This window comes from Rathayibacter sp. AC182, from assembly GCF_979253875.1.
The window spans coordinates 443,122-461,078 of record NZ_CEEDEK010000003.1 but is presented as its reverse complement, the minus strand read 5'-3'; the positions used below and the strand labels follow the sequence as shown (position 1 = coordinate 461,078).

Sequence of the window (17,957 nt, the reverse complement as noted above, 5' to 3'; positions counted from 1 at the left end):
GGCGCCTCCCCAGCCCGCCGTGCGGGCCTTCCCTCCACCGATCGCCCGGGCCGGGCGCCGGGGCTCCCGCCGAGGGCACACTCGGCGCATGGCATCGACCTCCGATCAGCACGACGCCGGGCCGGGACCGGCCCTCGCCGGACACGAGCTCGTCGGGCCCTCCGCGCTCGGCGAGCTCGTCCGCGCTCCCGACGGAGCCGTCCTGCTGGCCCGCCGGTACTCGCGGGAGGAGGCGGCGGCCTCGCTCCGCTCCGGCCTCGCCGATCTGCCTCCCCACGAGCATCGGGAGAGCCTCGTGGACCTCGCCGACGAGGACGAGGAGGAGGACACCGTCGTGCTGCTGACCCGACCGGCCGTCGTCGACACTCTCGCGGGCCTCCTGACCCGCGGCCGTGTCCTCACTGCGGGAACGGCGGTCACGGTCCTCGCCCCGATCGCCGCCGCGCTCCGCGACGCCCAGGATCACGGAGTGCTCCTCTCGGTCGAGGCCGGGACGGTCGGGCTGACGGCCCAGGGGCGGCCCGTGCTGCTGCTGACCGGTGGCGACGGCGCGACGACGGCCCCCGCCGAAGCGCTGCGGCGACTGATGCTCGTCGTCCTGCCGCTGTCCCCGCCTCCGGCGACAGCGGATCTCGCCGAGCTCGAAGCGCACCTGTACCGTTCGGCGGCCCCGGCGCCGCTCGGGGACCTGCTCGCGTCTCCGGTCGTTCCGACGGTGCCCGCGGAGGAGGATCCTGTCGCGCCGGTCGCCGCGTTCGATCGCGCACGGAGAGCCCTCGTCGCGCTGAGCCGCCGGACGCGTCGGGCTCGTCGCGGTCCCCGAGCCGGCCACCCGGTCCGGCAGGGCCCGCCCTGGACGGCGGCCCCGCGAGGCACCGGCGCGTGCACCCTCTCGACGGCTGGAGACGGAGGCACTCACCGTCGTGGTGGAGCGACGGGGACCGCTGCTGTCGGCCGCGGTCGTCGTGCTGGGCGCCCTGATCGCCTCGCTCGCGGCGCAGGGCGGCGGAGAGTCGGCGCGGTCGGCGGCGGCGGACGATCGGAGCGGCGCGTCCGCCCGCCCGAGCACTTCGTCACCTGCGGCTCCCTCACCGCCGTCCCCCGGCACTTCCGCCGGTGACGCGGCGACGGCCCTGCTCCTCGCCGCTGCGTCGTGCACGGCGGGCGAGGACGCCTCCTGCCTCCGCAGTCTGACGACGGACGACTCGCCGCTGCGCTCCGAGGGCGGGTCCGACTACGTCGTGTCGCTCGGACCACTGGACGGCGCGATCCTCACCGACACGCACGGTGCGACCGCACTCGTCGAGGTCGGCGTGGACGGAGGAACGACGAGCGGCCTCCGTCCTGATCATCAGGACGGAGGCCGGCTGGCTGCTGCGCGAGGTGTTCACCGAGTGAGGGCGGGACGCCCCGGCCTCAGCGGCACCTCGCGATCAGATGCCGAGGTCGTTCTCGAACGAGCCCTCCTCGAGGCGCTCCTTGATCGCGACCAGGAACCGCGCCGCGTCTGCGCCGTCCACCGTGCGGTGGTCGTACGAGAGCGCGAGGTAGACGGTCGAGCGGATCGCGATGGCGTCCTGACCGTCGACCTGCACCACGGCGGGCTTGCGGGTCACGATGCCGGTGCCGAGGATCGCGGTCTGCGGCAGGAAGACGACCGGCGTGTCGAACAGCGCCCCGCGCGATCCGGTGTTGGTCAGCGTGAAGGTGCCGCCGGCCAGCTCGTCGGGCTTGAGCTTGTTGTTGCGGGTGCGCTCCGCGAGGTCGCCGATGGTGGAGGCGATCTGCGCGAGGTCGAGGTCCGATGCGTTCTTCAGGACCGGGGTCAGCAGGCCGCGCTCGGTGTCGACCGCGATGCTGATGTTCTCGTGGTCCGGGTAGACGATCGAGTCGCCGTCGAGCGTCGAGTTGATGACCGGGTAGGCCTTCAGCGCCTCGGCGGCCGCCAGTGCGAAGAACGGGAGGAAGGACAGCTTGGCGCCGGTCTTCTCCTGGAAGCTCTTCTTCACCGAGTCGCGGAATCGGGCGACGTTGGTCACGTCGACCTCGACGACCGAGGTGAGCTGAGCGGTCGACTGCATCGACTCGACGGCGCGCTGGGCGAGGACCTTCCGCAGACGCGAGAGCGACCGCGTCGTGCCGCGCAGGGGCGAGGTCTCGAGCGGGGTGCGCGCGGCCTTCGCAGCGGCGGCGGCAGGAGCCGACACGGGGGCGGCGGGAGCCGACTTGGCGGCCTCGACCGCGTCGAGGACGTCCTGCTTGCGGATGCGCCCGCCGACACCGGTACCGGTGAGGGAGGCCAGGTCGATGCCGTGCTCGCTCGCGAGCTTGCGCACGAGCGGCGTGACGTATCCGGGGTTCGAGTCGGTCGGCTCGGGGGTCGCGGCCTGCGCGGAGCCGCGGCGGCGGGCGCCGGCGCGGGCACCGACGGGGCCGGAGCCGACGCCTCGGGGGCGGCGGGCTTCTCAGCGGCGGGGGCCGGCTCGGGCTCGGCGGGGGCCGGAGCCTCCTCCTCGCTGTCCGAGTCGACGGACGGGGTCGCGACGTCGGTGGGCTCGGTCTCGGCGGCCTGGACCTCCGGAGCCTCCTCGGCCGCGGGGGCCTCGGGCTCGGCGGGGGCGGCCGACGCGGAACCGTCGCCGATCCGGACCAGCTCGGCCCCGACCTCGACGGCCTCGTCCTCCTGGACGAGGATCTCCTCGATGACACCGGCGACGGGCGACGGGATCTCGGTGTCGACCTTGTCGGTCGACACCTCCAGCAGGGGCTCGTCGGCCTCGACGCGATCCCCCACGTTCTTCAGCCAGCGGGTGACCGTTCCTTCCGTGACACTCTCTCCGAGTGCCGGGAGGCTGACGGATTCGCTCATGATCCTGTCTCCTTAAGACGTGTGCGTGCAGTGTTCAGCTTAGTGAAGCGGGAGCGACGGGTCGCCGCCCCCGCGGTGGGTCTAGAGGGCGTGCAGCGGCTTCCCGGCCAGCGCGAGATGCGCCTCGCCGAGCGCCTCGTTCTGGAGTGGGGTGCGCGTGCACGAGGGGCGCGACGTCCTCGGGATGCGCCTCCCAGTTCACGATGAGCTGGGCCTCCTCGATCAGCTCGCCGACGCGGGCGCCGACCATGTGGACGCCGACGACAGGGCCGTCGACGACGCGGACGACCTTGACCGAGCCGCTCGTGCCGAGGATGGTGCCGCGAGCGTTCCCGCCCAGGTTGTAGTCGTACGACGCGATGCGCTCCGCACCGTACTCGGCCACGGCCAGCGCCTCGGTGAGTCCGACCGACGCGACCTCCGGGTCGCTGTAGGTGACCTTCGGGACGTTGACATCGGCGACGACCTGCGGGCCGAGGCCGGCGATCTCCTCGGCGACGAAGACGCCCTGCTGGAAGCTCCGATGGGCCAGCTGGAGACCGGGCACGATGTCCCCCACGGCGTAGACGCCCGGAACGGAGGTCTGCAGGCGCTCGTCCGCCACGACGTAGCCGCGATCGAGAGCCACCCCCGCCTCCTCCGAGGCCGAGGCCGGCGGTGACGGGACCGCGGCCGACCGCCACCAGGAGCACGTCGCCCTCGAGCACGGCTCCGCTCTCGAGGCTCACGCTCACGCCCGACTCGGACTGGGAGACCGAGGAGACGCGCGAGCCGAGCTGGAAGGAGATGCCGCGCTTGCGGAAGGCGCGCTCGAGCTGCTTGCTCGCGCTCTCGTCCTCGTTCGGCACGAGGTGGGGGAGCGCCTCGACGATGGTGACCTCGGCGCCGAAGGAGCGCCAGACGCTCGCGAACTCGACTCCGATGACCCCGCCGCCGAGCACGACGACCCGGTCGGGCACGTGGTCGAGCTCGAGGGCCTCGTCGCTGGTGAGGACGCGACCGCCGATCGCGATCCCGGGCAGGGTCCGCGAGGCCGAGCCTGTGGCGACGACGATCGACCCGCCGTGGAGGACGTGCTCGCCGACGACGACGGTCCTCGGGCCGGCCAGACGGCCGTCACCCTCGACGACCGTGATGCCGCGCGAGGAGACGAGGCTCTGCAGGCCCTTGTACTTGCCGGCGACCACGCCCCGGCGGTACCGGGTGACGCCGGCGATGTCGATGCCCTCGAAGCTCGCGAGGACGCCGTACTTCTGCGCGTCCTTCGCCCCGTCCGCCAGCTCGGCGGCGTGCAGCAGGGCCTTCGTGGGGACGCAGCCGCGGTGGAGGCAGGTGCCGCCGAGCTTGTCCCGCTCGACGAGAGCCACGCTGAGCCCCAGTTGAGTCGCCCGCAGCGCGGCGGCGTAACCGCCGCTGCCCCCGCCGAGCACGACCGAGGTCGTAGCTCTCTTCCGACACCCAGTGACTCCCTTGCGACGTGCGGTCCCGGTCTCCCGCGGGCCGCGGCGCGGAGCGCTCAGGACCGGCGGAGGAGGGGACGAGGCGGGATCTCCCGCCCCGTCGACCCTACTACGCGCTCGCGAAGCCCTCGGCCAGCGCCACGAGCGTCCGTACGGTGACTCCCGTCGGCCCGCCCGCCGTGAAGCCGTAGGCCCCTCCGGCGTTGTTGGCGGGACCCGCGATGTCGAGGTGGGCCCAGGGGATGGTGGTCGCGGCCTCGCCCTCCCCGCGGGTGCCGATGAACTCGCGCAGGAAGTGCCCGGCGATCAGCATGCCGCCGGCCGTGCTGCCGATCTTCACGTTGGCGAGGTCGGCGACGTCGGAGTTCAGGAGCGGGCGCAGCTCGGCCGGGAAGGGCATCTGCCAGAAGGGCTCGCCCGCATCGGCGGCGGTGGCGACGACCCGGGCGGCGAAGTCGTCGTCGCCCATGACGCCCGTGTAGCGGTTGCCCAGGGCGACGCTCGCGGCTCCGGTCAGGGTCGCGACGTCGATGATCGCGTCGGGCTGCTCCTCGCTCGCCGCGACGAGCCCGTCGGCGAGCACGAGTCGCCCCTCGGCGTCGGTGTTGAGGACCTCGACCGTCGTCCCGCCGCGGATCGTCAGCACGTCGTTGGGCCGGATGGCGCTGCCGGAGGGGAGGTTCTCCGCGATGCAGAGCCAGGCGGTCACCCGGACGGGGAGCGCGAGCTCCGCGACGGCGCGTGCGACGGCCCACACGGTCGCCGCGCCCGTCATGTCGTACTTCATCCCCACCATCGAGGCCGGCGGCTGAGCGAGAGTCCGCCGCTGTCGAAGGTGATGCCCTTGCCCACCAGCGCGAGGTGAGCGGTCGCTCCCTCCGGCGAGTAGGAGACCTTCACCAGGCGCGGCGGCCGGGTCGAGCCGCTGCCCACTCCGAGGATGCCGCCGAAGCCCTCCTCGGCCAGTGCCGCCTCGTCCCAGACGGTGACCTCGAGGGGCAGCCCGGCGGCGCCCTCCTGGACTGCCTCGGCGAGGGTCTGCGGGTAGAGGTGAGACGGCGGCGTGTTGACGAGGTCCTTGACCTCGGCGACAGCCCGGGCGACGATCAGCGCGCGCTCGAGGATCGCGGGGTCCGCCGTCTCCTGGGTCGAGACGAGCAGGACGGACTCGACGGGGGTCTTCACCGTCGCGGCGGTGGTGCCGCGGAAGGCGGTGAACGAGTAGGAGCCCAGGGCGGCGCCCTCGGCGACGGCGGCGAGTGCCTCCGGAGTCGTGGCGGGAAGCGCGAGCGCGACGGACGCGGTCCCCGCCAGGGTGCGCACCGCGAGACCCGCTGCGGCGCGGAGGGCGTCGGTGGCCGGCTCCGCCGAGCCGAGGCCGACGAGCACGACGACGCCCGCGCGACCGGTCGACGGCACGCGCAGGATCGAGTCGACGGCTCCCGTGGCGCCGAGCGCCGGGAGGGCGCCGACCAGGTCCTCGAAGCCCGTCGCCCCGAGCAGCTGCGGCCCGTCCGGGCCCGGCGCGACGCCCAGGACGAGGGCGTCGGTGTCGATGTCGGAGGCGGGCGCGGACGTGTACTCGGAGAGGAGAGGGGCATGGCGGCAATGCTAGGCGCTGTTCGCTCAGGGCCGAGCGCCGCTCGCCAGGGGCCCGACGGGTGCCGTCTACAGTGAGAGGCATGCTGGATCCGGAAGACCTGTTCGAGATCGAGGGCGACCTCTCCGAGGTTCCGCGCGGGCTGCACCTCGTCGCCGGCCTGACCGGCTTCACCGACGCCGGAGGCGCCGTCGGACAGCTGGGGGAGTACCTGCTCGACACCCTCGAGCACCGCCCGATCGCCGCCTTCGACCAGGACCAGCTCCTGGACTACCGCGCTCGCCGGCCGATCATCACGTTCGATCAGGACCACCTGACCGACTACCGCCCGGCCGTCCTGCGCCTCTCGGTCGCGCGCGACGAGCTGCACCAGCCGTTCCTCCTGCTCACCGGATTCGAGCCCGACTTCCAGTGGGAGCGCTTCACGCGGGCCGTGGTCTCGCTCATCGAGCGGCTCGAGGTCGCGAGCACCACCTGGGTCCACGCGATCCCGATGCCCGTGCCGCACACCCGACCCGTCGGGGTCACGGTCAGCGGCAACCGCGAGGACCTCGTCGAGGCGATGTCGGTCTGGCGCCCGCACACGCAGATCCCCTCGAACGTCCTGCACCTGCTCCGAGCTCCGCCTCTTCGAGCGCGGGATGCCGGCGGTCGGCTTCGCGCTCCTCATCCCGCACTACCTCTCGGACACCGAGTACCCGCAGGCCGCCGTGGCGGCGCTCGAGGAGCATCTCGGCCTCGACGGGCCTCATCTTCCCGACCGACCGCCTCCGCGAGAGCGGGCGCGAGTTCCTCGCCAAGGTGGACGAGCAGGTCGCGGGGAACGAGGAGCTGCAGAAGCTCGTCGCGGCGCTGGAGTCGCGGCACGACACCTACATGGAGGGCACGAGCCTCCGGTCCCCGCTCACCGACGAGGACGGCTCCGTTCCCACGGCTGATGCTCTGGCCGCCGAGCTCGGAGAGTTCCTCGCGATCCGGCGCCCGGGGGAGGACTCCGCCGCGTCCTAGGGCCCACCCGCCGTCGGTAGGATCGGACGAGTGCGATCTCGTCGAGCGTGGTTCGTCTTCGGAGCCGGTGCCTTCGCCTACCTGGTGGCGGTCCTGGACCGCACCACTCTGGGCGTCGCGGGAGTCGACGCCGCCGAGCGCTTCGAGGTCGCCGCAGCGGTGCTCTCCTCGCTGGCCGTCGTCCGGCTGATCGTCTACGCCGGGATGCAGATCCCGGTCGGGATCCTGATCGACCGCTTCGGGCCGAAGACCCTCATCCTCTCCGGCACGGCGCTCATGATGGTCGGGCAGGTCGTGCTCGCCCTCGCCCCGTCGATCGGAGTCGCGATCGTGGGGCGGATCCTGGTGGGTGCCGGCGACGCGGCGATCTTCACCTCCGTCATCCGCCTGACGGTCGCGTGGTTCAGCGGCCCGATCGTCCCGCAGCTGTCGCAGTGGATCGGCAACATCGGGCAGATCGGGCAGATCCTCTCGGCCCTCCCGTTCGCCGCGATCCTGCACTCCGTCGGCTGGACGCCGGCGTTCCTCTCCGCGGCGGCGCTGGGCGCCGTCGCCTTCCTCGGAGTGCTGCTCCTGATCAGCGATCTGCCGCCGCGCACGGAGCCAATCGTCCTGACTCCGCCGACACTCCGGGCCACCATCGCCCAGCTCGGCGTGAGCCTGCGTCGACCGGGAACCCAGCTGGGATTCTGGTCGCACTTCGTGACGCAGTCCTCGGGAACCGTCTTCACCCTGCTCTGGGGCTATCCGTTCCTCGTCTACGCGATCGGGCTGCCGCCGGCCGTCGCGGCGCCGACCCTCACGATCGTCGTCGTCGCCGGCATCGTGGTCGGCCCCGTCCTCGGAGTGCTCACCGCCCGGCATCCCATGCGGCGGAGCAACCTCGTGCTGGGGATCGTCACCACCATGGGCGTCGCGTGGACCGTCGTCCTGCTCACTGGCCCGGCGTACCGCCGTACTGGCTGATCGTCCTCCTGCTGATCGTCATCGGCGCCGGGGGACCCGGGTCGATGATCGGCTTCGACTTCGCCCGGACCTTCAATCCCTCCCGTGCCCTCGGCGCCGCCAACGGCGTGGTCAACGTCGGCGGGTTCCTGGCGAGCTTCACGATGATGTTCGCGATGGGGCTCATCCTCGACGCGCTCGCGGGACCGGACGGCGACGCCGCTCGGCTCTACTCGATGGAGAGCTTCCGCCTCGCGTGGTGCGTCCAGTACGTCGTCGTGGGCCTCGGGGTCGTCGGTCTGATCAGCGCCCGGCGCCGGACGAGGCGCCGGCTCGCCGGGGACGAGGGAATAATGGTGGCCCCTCTCTGGGTTGCACTGAGTGACCGCCTCCGTCGAGGACGTCCCGGACGCTGATCGAGCGACCGGCTCCACTGCGGCGGGGCAGCGGGTCGACGGGATCGGCACCGGAGGCTCGCGACCGATCGATCGGAGTCCTCAGGGGCTCCGCGCGCGACTCGTACTACTCAGGCGTGCAATAATTGTCAATAGGACCCGTTCGGGTCGAGGAGCACCACGCCCACGTCGGGCGTGCGACGTCCTCGACTTGACATGGGTCCTCGTAATGCCCACCGACGGACGGCGCCCTCCGGAGCCGCTCGCAACCGGGACGCAACGGATGGAGAGGTGCCGCCATGGCCGCCAGAGCTACCAAGACCGCAACGCTCGACGCCGTCGACGACGACGCGACGACGACCAAGAAGCCCCGCCGCACGCAAGCCCGCTGCGGCCAAGACCCCGCGCGCCCGGGCCGCGACCAAGGCCGCCGCGCCCGTCGAGGACGAGGACTCGCCCGAGGCCGTCGAGCCCGAGGAGGTCGACGAGGACGAGACCGAGGTCGTCGCCGTCGTCGAGGAGCCCGAGACCGAGTCGAAGGACGACGCCGAGACGGCGGACGCCCCCGCGGCCCCCGCCGCCGCGCCCGAAGGCCCCGCTCCCCAGCGGCGCGCTCGTCCTCTCCTTCGGCGGCGAGGACGACGAGGTCCCCGTCTACTCGACGGCGATCACCGGCGCCACCGCCGACCCGGTCGAGGACTACCTCAAGCAGATCGGCAAGGTCGCGCTCCTGAACGCGGCCGAGGAGGTCGAGCTCGCGATGCGCATCGAGGCGGGCCTCTTCGCCGAGGACAAGCTCGCCAACTCCACCGATCTCAGCCCCGAGCTCGTCCGCGAGCTCCGCTGGGTCGCGAAGGACGGGCAGCGGGCGAAGAGCCACCTGCTCGGAGCGAACCTCCGACTCGTGGTCAGCCTCGCCAAGCGCTACACCGGTCGCGGGATGCAGTTCCTGGATCTGATCCAGGAGGGCAACCTCGGTCTGATCCGCGCGGTCGAGAAGTTCGACTACACCAAGGGCTTCAAGTTCTCGACGTACGCGACGTGGTGGATCCGCCAGGCGATCACCCGCGCGATGGCCGACCAGGCCCGCACCATCCGCATCCCTGTGCACATGGTCGAGGTCATCAACAAGCTGGCCCGCGTCCGGCGTCAGATGCTCCAGGACCTGGGCCGCGAGCCCACCCCGGAGGAACTGTCCCGCGAGCTCGACATGACCCCTGAGAAGGTCATCGAGGTGCAGAAGTACGGCCGCGAGCCGATCTCGCTGCACACGCCCCTGGGCGAGGACGGCGACAGCGAGTTCGGCGACCTCATCGAGGACACCGAGGCCGTGGTCCCGGCGGACGCCGTGGGCTTCACCATGCTGCAGAAGCAGCTGGAGTCGCTCCTCGACTCCCTGTCCGAGCGCGAGGCGGGCGTGATCCGCATGCGCTTCGGCCTCGGCGACGGCATGCCGAAGACCCTCGACCAGATCGGGGACACCTTCGGCGTGACGCGCGAGCGCATCCGCCAGATCGAGTCGAAGACCATGGCGAAGCTCCGCCACCCGTCCCGCTCGCAGTCGCTCCGCGACTACCTCGAGTAGGCCGGTGATCCGCTACGCGCCGGCGGTCCTCCTCGGGAGGGCCGCCCGCTTCGCGGCACGCCTCCGGAAGCCCGGCGGAGGATCCGCCGTGCCCGGGCTCGTCGTCAACCGCGTCGCTCCCGGGTTCCTGCCCGCGGTCCTCGACGGCTTCCCCGAGGGGCTCGTCGTCGTCACCGGAGTCGGCCGGCAAGTCGACGACCACGAAGATGCTGGTCGCCGTCCTCCGCGCCCACGGGCTGAGCGTGTTCACCAACCCGTCGACCGCCAACATCGCGCAGGGCCTCACCTCCGCCCTCCTGGAGCGGACGGACCTGCGGGGACGCATCGACGCGGACATCGCCGTCCTCGAGATGGACGAGGGGCACGGGCGCGGCTCGCTCCCCGCATGCGCCCCCGCGTCGTCGTGCTCACCAACGTCGTGGTCGATCAGATCGACCGCTTCTTCGACCCCTCGATGGTCGCGCGGATGCTCGCCTCGATCTCGGAGCGGGCGACCGGTCGGGTCGTGCTCAACGCCGACGACCGCCACGTGGCCGACATCGCCGACGAGCCTCCCCGCCGATCGGGTGCAGTGGTACGGAGTCGCTCCGGCCGTCCGTGCCGCCGCTCCCGGCGGACTCGGCTACGCGGCGGAGGCAGCGACGGGAACGGACCGCGCGACGACGATCGTCTCCGCTACAAACGGGGCGGCGGCCGAGATCTGAGCGACGGGGTCCTGCTCGACATCGGACTCCCGGCGCGCGGGATCCACTACGCCGTGGACGCCGCTGCCGCCGTCTCGACTGCGCGCGCCGTGCTCGGCGACCGCTTCGACGCGGACACCGCCTCCGCCGCCCTGTCCTCGATCGCTCCCGTGTTCGGACGAGGCGAGGTCGTCGTGGTCCGCGGCCAGGAGGTCGAGTTCGTCCTGGTGCAGAACCCGGCGAGCTACCGGCTGAACATCTCCGAGATCCCGACGGGGACCGAGCAGATCATGCTCGCGATCGGCTCCGACGTGCGCGATCCCTCGTACTTCTGGCCCGTCGACACGTCCGGCCTCGGCCGGGTGCGCGTGGTCTCGGGATCCAAGGCCCACGAGGCCGCGCTCCACCTGCAGTACGACGGAGTAGCGATCGACGCGGTCGACGAGGATCTCGGCCGAGCACTCGACGGCTTCCTGGCGCTGCCGGCACCGTCGACGACCGGGCGCAAGACGATCGTCTTCTCCGCCGACTCGATGCGCCGGACCCGCGCCCACCTCCAGCTCACCTCCAACCGCGAGGAGACCTCGTGACCTCTCTGCGGATCGGCGTGCTCGCCCCCGACGTGCTCGACAGCAACGGCGATGCGGCGAACGCCCGCGTCCTCGTCACCCGGGCGCGATGGGCCGGACTCGATGCGGACGTCGTCCCGCTGCGTCACCGGGACGACTTCCGCGATCGTCCCGACGTGCTGGTCGCCGGCACCGGGGCCGATGAGGACCTCCCGGCGGTCCTCGACGTGCTCCGCGACGTCGATGCCACCGTGCGGGGCTGGGCCGACTCCGGGACCGAGTTCGTCGCGATCGGGGCGGGCTGGGGCTGCTCGCGCAGTCGTTCACGACCGCGTCGGGCATCGTGCAGGGGATCGGCGTCTTCCCGGGTCGCGCCGTCCCGCTGCCGCCCGCGCCACCGACGATCTGGTCGTCGAGTCGCCCGCCGGCGTCCTGGTGGGCTTCGAGAACCATCTGCGGCGCTTCGAGGGGATCGACCCCGGCACCGTGCTCGGTCGTGTCCTGCACGGGACGGGCGACGAGGAGGGTCCGAGGGCCACCTCGCCGGATCGCTGCTCGGGACCCACCTGCACGGTCCGCTGCTCGCGAAGAACCCGGTGCTCGCCGATGCGATCCTGACGAGGATCGCCGAGCGCAACGGCCTGGAGTACGCGGTCGTGGATCAGCGACTCGTCCGTGCCGATGAAGCAGCTCGAGCCGCCCGCGAGGTCATCGCGAAGCGGCTCGGCGTCGGCCTGTAGGACGCGCTCAGCGTCCGTCGGGCCGATCCGGGGCGGTGGCCCGGACGATCAGGGGCGCTGCTCCTCGAAGAGCCGCGCGGACTCGTCGTGCCAGCTCTGAGCGATGCTGGAGAGCTTCTCCTGGTACTTCTTGCCGTGGTGGGCGCAGAACAGCAGTTCTCCGCTGTTCACGACGACGCGGATGTGCACGCCTGGGCTCCACAGCTGTCGCAGCGGTCGGCGGCGGGAGCTGGTGGGCACCCGCGAGCTCGTCCACGCCAGTAGGGGTTGCGGTGGTCGACATGACTTGGCCTCCTGCACTCGGTCTTCGATCTCTGCTTGAGTGGAACCCATCCAAGCACGCGATTGTTTCTGCACCGAGACGATCGGAGGGCATTTCGCTGTGCGCGTAGGCCCGCCGGATCACTGGCGCTCGGTGCAGGGCACCGCCCGGGTCGCGTCCCGGAGTGAGGGTTCCGCGAAAGCAAGCTGGAGGAATGGCCTCCACCGACTACCCCGCCCGGCACCTCTCCGTCCTGGAAGGCCTCGAGGCGGTCCGGAAGCGGCCGGGCATGTACATCGGCTCGACCGATCCACGCGGCCTGATGCACTGCCTGTGGGAGATCATCGACAACTCCGTCGACGAGGCACTCGCGGGGCACGGCACCGAGATCAGCGTCGTCCTCCACGCCGACGGCAGCGTGGAGGTGCGAGACCGCGCGCGCGGGATCCCGGTCGACATCGAGCCCAAGACCGGCCTGTCCGGCGTCGAGGTCGTCTTCACCAAGCTGCACGCCGGCGGCAAGTTCGACTCCGGCTCCCTACGCGGCCTCGGGCGGCCTGCACGGCGTGGGCGCCTCCGTGGTCAACGCCCTCTCGGAGCGGCTCGACGTCGAGGTCGACCGCAACGGCCACACCTACCGCATGTCGTTCCACCGCGGCGAGCCCGGTCGCTTCGCGGATGCGGGGAGCCCACTCCGGACGCGCCGTTCACGCCCTTCGAGAACGGCTCGGAGCTCGCCGTCGTCGGCAAGGTCGCGGAGGAGTCACCGGCACCCGCGTGCGCTACTGGACCGACCGCCAGATCTTCACGAAGGGCGCGGCCTTCCAGACGGACGATCTCGTCACGCGCGCACGGCAGACGGCGTTCCTGGTTCCCGGGCTCACCCTCGACATCGTCGACGACCGGGAGGACGAGCGGCGCGCCGAGATGTTCCGCTACGACGGCGGCATCTCGGAGTTCGTCGAGTTCCTCGCGCCCGATTCCGCCGTGACCGACGTGCTCCGTCTGACCGGCACCGGGACCCTTCACCGAGAACGTCCCCGTGCTCACCCCAGGTGGCGCCATGGTGTCCACCGAGGTGGAGCGCAGCTGCGAGGTCGACATCGCCCTGCGCTGGGGCACCGGCTACGAGACGGTGATGCGGAGCTTCGTCAACATCATCGCCACGCCCAAGGGAGGCACGCATCAGACCGGCTTCGAGCAGGGACTGCTCAAGCTCCTCCGCTCCCAGGTCGAGGCGAACGCGCGCCGGCTGAAGGCGGGCTCGGACAAGGTCGAGAAGGACGACGTGCTCGCCGGCCTCACGGCGGTGCTCACGGTCCGTCTCCCCGAGCCGCAGTTCGAGGGCCAGACGAAGGAGATCCTCGGCACCCCCGCCGTGCGCGCCATCGTCGCGCAGACGGTCGGCTCGACACTCGGCGCCGTCTTCTCCTCGGCGAAGCGCGAGGACAAGACGCAGATGTCCCAGCTGCTCGAGAAGGTCGTCGCCGAGATGAAGTCGCGCATCTCGGCGCGCGCGCACAAGGAGACGCAGCGCCGCAAGGACGCGCTGGAATCGTCGTCGCTGCCCGCGAAGCTCGTCGACTGCCGCAGCAACGACGTCGACAACAGCGAGCTCTTCATCGTCGAGGGCGACTCCGCCCTCGGCACCGCAGCTCGCGCGCAACAGCGAGTACCAGGCACTGCTGCCGATCCGGGGCAAGATCCTGAACGTGCAGAAGGCGAGCGTCGCCGACATGCTCTCGAACACGGAGTGCGCCTCGATGATCCAGGTCATCGGCGCGGGCTCGGAGTCGCTCGTTCGACCTGTCGGTGGCGCGCTACGGCAAGATCATCCTGATGAGCGACGCCGACGTCGACGGCGCGCACATCCGCACCCTCCTGCTCACGCTGTTCTTCCGCTACATGCGGCCGCTGGTCGAGGCGGGCCGGGTGTTCGCGGCCGTGCCTCCGCTGCACCGCGTGGTCGTGATGAACGCGGGCAAGAAGCCGAACGAGACGATCTACACGTACCTCCGAGAAGGAGCTGCAGAGCGTGCTCGCCGCCCTGGCGAAGGCGGGCGGCGATTCCAGGACCCGATCCAGCGCTACAAGGGCCTCGGCGAGATGGATGCGGATCAGCTCGCCACGACGACGATGGACCGCGCCCGCCGCACGCTGCGCCGAGTCCGCGTGTCCGACGCCGAGAACGCGGGCCGGGTCTTCGAGCTGCTGATGGGCAACGAGGTGGCGCCGCGGAAGGACTTCATCGTCCGCGGATCCGAGACGCTCTCGCGCGACCGCATCGACGTGTGACCGTCCCGGGCCCGACGGCGGTCGAGCAGCTCGGGAGCCGCGCCGATCGTCGCCACGGGCGCCGAGAGCGGCACTCCCGATCCATCGCGCTTCATGCCGGACTCCGGCAGTGCCGCGACGGACCCGTCGGCCTCGAGGGCGTGCGCCGGGCCCGGACCGACCCAGGCGACCCCGAGGGCCGTCTCGCCCTTGAGGAAGCGCTGGGCGCGGACGCCGCCGGTCGCCCGGCCCTTGGACGGGAACTCCGAGAACGGCGAGACCTTCGCGCTGCCGGTGTCGGTGCCGGTCAGCGCCCAGCTGTCGACCGCGACGGTCGCGACGACCGCGTCCTCGCGGTCGTCCGCCTCGACCACGGCGAAGTGCACGACCTCGTCGGTCTCGCCGAGCTTGACTCCGGCCATGCCCCCTGCTGTCCGGCCTGAGGCCACCGCCGACGCCGGGAAGCGCAGGAGCTGGGCCTCCCCGGTGACGAAGACCAGCTCGTCCTCGTCGCCGGCGGGCGCCGTCCACGACCGCGTCCTTGGGCTTGAGCGCGATGAGCTCGACGTCGGGCCGGTTCTGCAGCTCGGTGGCCGACACCCTCTTCGACACCCTGGAGCGTGCCGAGGGCGATCGGGCGGGTGTCGTCGAGCGCCACCAGAGCGAGCACGCGCTCGTCCTTGCCGAGCGCCGGGAGGTAGTCCGCCATGCGCACGCCGGCGCCGAGCTGGACGGAGGACGACGGGACGGAGGGGACGTCGACGGGGAGAAGCGGAGCAGCCGTCCCGCGCTCGTCACGGCGCCGATGTCGGTGCGGCTCGTCGTGTCGAGGGCGCTGAGGACGGCGTCGTGCTTGCTGCGCCGGGTCGCCCTGACCGGCTGCGCCGCCGCCTCGGGATCGCGGTCGACGCGGACCATGCGGCCGGTGGTGCTGAGATGCACCCGGCACGGCACGTCGGCGATCTCGAGTACTGCGGCGGTCTTGCGCCCGGTGGTCGCGACGGAGGGGCGCGCCTCGGTGAGGAGCGTGCGACGAGGGTGCCCAGGCGCTGCGCGACGTCGTCCAGCTCGTCGGACACGAGCGACTCGATCCGGCTGCGGCTCGCGAGCAGCGCTCCAGCTCGGCGATCTCGGCGAGAAGAGTGTCGCGCTCGGTCTCGAGCTCGATCCGGGAGAACCTCGTCAGTCGGCGCAGCTGGAGCTCGAGGATGTAGTCGGCCTGGATCGTGCTGAGATCGAAGACCTCGATGAGGCGCGCTCTGGCCGCAGCGGTGTCGTCGCTCGCGCGGATCAGCTGGATGACCTCGTCGATGTCGACGATGGCCACGAGGAGTCCCTCGACGAGGTGCAGGCGCTCCTGGCGCTTGCGGAGAGCGGTACTGCGACCGCCGCGTCGCCGTCGGTGACGCGGTGGCCGCTAGACCTGGAGGAGCTCCCCGGAGTCCGAGCGTGCGGGCTGCCCGTCGACCAGGGCCACGTTGTTGATCGCGAAGCCGTCCTCGAGGGGCGTGTAGCGGTAGAGGCTCGCCGAGGACCGCCTCCGGGCTGAAGCCCGTCTTGATGCCGATCACGAGACGCAGGCCGTTGTCGCGGTCCGTGAGGTCGGTGACGTCCGAGATGCCGCTGAGCTTCTTGTTCTGAACGCCGTCCTTGATCTTGTCGATGACCTTCTCGGCCCCGACGAGATAGGGAGCTCGGTGACGACCAGCCCGGACTTCCGGGCGGTGATGCTCTCGACGGAGACCCGAGCCCGGGTCTTGAAGCTCCCGCGCCCGGTCGCGTAGGCGTCGCGCACGCCGGCGAGACCGACGATCGTCCCGCCGCTGGGGAAGTCGGGACCCGGCACGAAGGACATGAGGTCCTCGAGCGAGGCCTCGGAGTGGGCGATCAGGTGCCGCGCCGCTCCGATCACCTCGATCAGGTTGTGCGGCGCCATGTTCGTCGCCATGCCGACCGCGATGCCGCTGGCGCCGTTGACCAGCCGAGGTTCGGGAACGCCGAGGGCAGGACCTCGGGCTGCTGGTGCGAGTTGTCGTAGTTGGGGACGAAGTCGACGACGTCCTCGCCCAGGTGCTCGGTCATCGCCATGGCGGCGGGCGCGAGCCGCGCCTCGGTGTAGCGGGCGGCCGCGGGGCCGTCGTCGAGCGAGCCGAAGTTGCCGTGGCCGTCGACCAGGGGGACCCGCAGGGTGAAGGGCTGGGCGAGGCGCACGAGCGAGTCGTAGATCGAGGCGTCGCCGTGCGGGTGCAGCTTGCCCATGACCTCGCCGGTCACCCGCGCCGACTTGACGTGGCCGTGGTCCGGCCGCAAGCCCATCTCGCTCATCATGTAGAGGATGCGGCGCTGCACCGGCTTCAGTCCGTCGCGGGCATCGGGCAGCGCCCGCGAGTAGATGACCGAGTAGGCGTACTCGAGGAACGACCCCTCCATCTCGGTCGAGACGTCGACGTCCTCGATGCGCTCGGACAGCGAGGAGTGTGCGGCCGGAGTGGATCCGGACGAGGGGGATGCGGCGTTCATGACTCACGCTCGGTGGCGGGCGCAGGGCGACGGCGCCGGGTGGCGCCTCTCGCTCTCAGCACGGGGCTCGCGGGCCGGGACGACCGGGCGGGAAGCTCCGAGTGCCTCGTCGCACCGGACCCCGTCGTGCTCGGGGAGGCGCCGGACGGCGTCCCCGCTCGGACCTCCGCCCGCGGGGCTCGCCCCGAGCGAGGAGCACTGTGCGAAACTGAGCGCGATGTCCCACATACCCGCCGCCCCCGCCGGGCGGCGGAGCCTCGCCGACGTGCTCCCCGGGGCCCTCGATGCGATCCTCGGACGGCGCGGTGCCTTCGGAACTCCCCGCCTCGACCGCGTCGTCGTGGTGCTCGTGGACGGCCTGGGCGCCTCCAGCCTGAGGCAGCGGTCGGGCACCCGCACGCTCGCCCCCGCCCTCACCCGCCACGACGATCCCCTCGGGCTTCCCGACGACGACGGCGGCCGCACTCGCGAGCCTGACGACGGGTCTGCGGCCGGGCGGGCACGGCATGGTCGGCTACCGGGTCCTCGACCGCGGTGCCGATCGACTCGTCAATCAGCTCTCGGGCTGGGACGAGGGCATGGTGCCCGCGCAGTGGCAGCCACCCACCGTCTTCGAGCGCGCCGTCGTCGAGGGGGTCGCTGCGAGCGTGATCGGCCCTTCGCGCTACGCCCGCTCAGGACTGACGCGCGCGATCCTCCGGGGCGCCGAGTACCGGTCGGCCGGGAGCATCGCCGAGCGCTTCGCCGCGGCCCGCGACCCCCTCGACGCCGGTGGCCGGCGCATCGTGTACCTCTACGTCCCCGAGCTCGACATGACCGCGCACGCGCGCGGGTGGGAGTCGCCGGAGTGGACCGCCGCGCTCGAGCTGCTCGACGGCGAGGTCGGCTCCTTCGCGCGGCGTCTGGACCGCCGGAGGCCGCGCTCGTCACCGCCGACCACGGTGTGCTCGACGTCCCCGCCTCCTCCCACGTCCTCGTCGAGCACGGGTCCCTGCTCGAGGGCGTGCGGCACCTGGCGGGAGCCCCGCCGCCTGCAGCTCCACCTCG

Annotated in this window: 6 protein-coding genes and 8 pseudogenes; 9 read left to right on the top strand and 5 right to left on the bottom strand. The window is 72.0% G+C overall.

Annotated features, from left to right (window positions below):
- The first annotated feature begins 88 nt into the window (after window positions 1-88).
- Window positions 89-1,120, top strand: coding sequence for a hypothetical protein (locus tag AC0CII_RS05410; RefSeq protein ID WP_465228817.1), 1,032 nt, complete (start codon window positions 89-91; stop codon window positions 1,118-1,120).
- 313 nt (window positions 1,121-1,433) lie between these two features.
- Here the strand turns inward: AC0CII_RS05410 and sucB are convergent.
- From sucB to AC0CII_RS05395, 3 pseudogenes are all read right to left on the bottom strand, one after another.
- Window positions 1,434-2,869: pseudogene (sucB, locus tag AC0CII_RS05405) on the bottom strand (2-oxoglutarate dehydrogenase, E2 component, dihydrolipoamide succinyltransferase).
- Between the two features lie 81 nt (window positions 2,870-2,950).
- Window positions 2,951-4,327 (bottom strand): annotated as a pseudogene (gene lpdA / locus AC0CII_RS05400) (dihydrolipoyl dehydrogenase).
- A gap of 111 nt (window positions 4,328-4,438) precedes the next feature.
- A pseudogene (locus AC0CII_RS05395) lies at window positions 4,439-5,886 on the bottom strand (leucyl aminopeptidase).
- 125 nt (window positions 5,887-6,011) lie between these two features.
- Here AC0CII_RS05395 and AC0CII_RS05390 point away from each other — a divergent pair.
- From AC0CII_RS05390 to AC0CII_RS05365, 6 genes and pseudogenes are all read left to right on the top strand, one after another.
- Window positions 6,012-6,937 (top strand): annotated as a pseudogene (locus AC0CII_RS05390) (proteasome assembly chaperone family protein).
- Between the two features lie 84 nt (window positions 6,938-7,021).
- Complete coding sequence (locus tag AC0CII_RS05385; protein WP_465229057.1) at window positions 7,022-7,903, top strand: MFS transporter; 882 nt, start codon at window positions 7,022-7,024, stop codon at window positions 7,901-7,903.
- On the top strand, window positions 7,855-8,298 hold the full coding sequence (locus tag AC0CII_RS05380; RefSeq protein WP_465228816.1) for a hypothetical protein: 444 nt from the start codon (window positions 7,855-7,857) through the stop codon (window positions 8,296-8,298). Before AC0CII_RS05385 ends, AC0CII_RS05380 begins: the two co-directional genes overlap by 49 nt.
- 262 nt (window positions 8,299-8,560) lie before the next feature.
- The gene (locus AC0CII_RS05375) at window positions 8,561-9,862 is read left to right on the top strand and encodes an RNA polymerase sigma factor (protein WP_465228815.1); all 1,302 of its coding nucleotides are present in this window, start codon (window positions 8,561-8,563) and stop codon (window positions 9,860-9,862) included.
- 4 nt (window positions 9,863-9,866) lie between these two features.
- Window positions 9,867-11,135, top strand: a complete 1,269-nt coding sequence (locus AC0CII_RS05370; protein WP_465228814.1) for a hypothetical protein — start codon at window positions 9,867-9,869, stop codon at window positions 11,133-11,135.
- Complete coding sequence (locus AC0CII_RS05365) at window positions 11,132-11,854, top strand: hypothetical protein (RefSeq protein WP_465228813.1); 723 nt, start codon at window positions 11,132-11,134, stop codon at window positions 11,852-11,854. The genes AC0CII_RS05370 and AC0CII_RS05365 overlap by 4 nt, the downstream gene beginning before the upstream one ends.
- 48 nt (window positions 11,855-11,902) lie before the next feature.
- Here AC0CII_RS05365 and AC0CII_RS05360 read toward each other — a convergent pair.
- Window positions 11,903-12,137: pseudogene (locus AC0CII_RS05360) on the bottom strand (DUF7455 domain-containing protein).
- Between the two features lie 193 nt (window positions 12,138-12,330).
- On the opposite strand from AC0CII_RS05360, the pseudogene AC0CII_RS05355 reads away from it, so the two are divergent.
- A pseudogene (locus tag AC0CII_RS05355) lies at window positions 12,331-14,411 on the top strand (DNA gyrase/topoisomerase IV subunit B).
- 41 nt (window positions 14,412-14,452) lie between these two features.
- On the opposite strand, the pseudogene AC0CII_RS05350 reads toward AC0CII_RS05355, so the two are convergent.
- A pseudogene (locus tag AC0CII_RS05350) lies at window positions 14,453-16,910 on the bottom strand (DNA gyrase/topoisomerase IV subunit A); the annotation flags it as partial.
- A 428-nt stretch (window positions 16,911-17,338) separates the two neighbouring features.
- On the opposite strand from AC0CII_RS05350, the pseudogene AC0CII_RS05345 reads away from it, so the two are divergent.
- A pseudogene (locus AC0CII_RS05345) lies at window positions 17,339-17,764 on the top strand (alkaline phosphatase family protein); the annotation flags it as partial.
- Between the last annotated feature and the right edge of the window lie 193 nt (window positions 17,765-17,957).

Excerpts from the sequence above, each read along its gene's own strand:
- AC0CII_RS05410 (WP_465228817.1), top strand. The coding sequence starts at position 89 with ATGGCATCGACCTCCGATCAGCACGACGCCGGGCCGGGACCGGCCCTC.
- AC0CII_RS05375 (WP_465228815.1), top strand. The coding sequence starts at position 8,561 with ATGGAGAGGTGCCGCCATGGCCGCCAGAGCTACCAAGACCGCAACGCT.